At 71.9% G+C, this 563-nt stretch carries 1 protein-coding gene; it reads right to left on the bottom strand.

Annotated elements, in window-relative coordinates; all coding sequences use genetic code 11:
- A partial coding sequence (locus AC13HU_RS38025) for a 1-acyl-sn-glycerol-3-phosphate acyltransferase (protein ID WP_483046555.1) occupies positions 1–563 on the bottom strand: 563 nt, incomplete at both ends.

Raw genomic sequence — 563 nt, forward strand, 5'->3', positions numbered from 1 at the left:
CCTTCGTCCTGAGCGCCGTCGCCACGAACCCGCCCCGCCCGAACCGCTGGAGCTTGTACCGGTCGGAGAAGGGCTTCCCCAGACCCTTGAAGCCCTCGGGCATCACCCCGACCACCTCGCCGCGCTCCAGCAGCAGTTGGGCGTCCTCCGAGCAGGCGAGGGTGTGCCCGGCCTTCCGCGCCAGGTCGTTGATGACCGGCAGGACGAACACCAGGTCCGCGGCGAGCAACCGCAGGTGCCGCCCGGCCGGATGGTGGTCGTGCACGGCGACCTGGGTCATCAGCGCGTCGATCGGCAGCGTCCCGGAGTGGTTCGACACCACCAGGGCGCCGCCCTCCGCGGGGATGTTCTCGATGCCCTTGACCTCGACCCGGAAGTACCCCTCGTACAGCGGGCGCAGCAGCGACAGCAGCACCTGGTCGGTGAGGTCGGCGTCGAACCCGAACTCGTCGACGTCGTAGTCCCCGGTCACCCGCCGCCGCAGGAACGACAGGCCCGCCGCGACCTTCCGCTCCCACGGCCCGCCGAGCAGCCGGTCGGCGACCGCGCCGAGCGCCTCGGAC

It is taken from the genome of Streptomyces sp. NH27 (assembly GCF_056859195.1).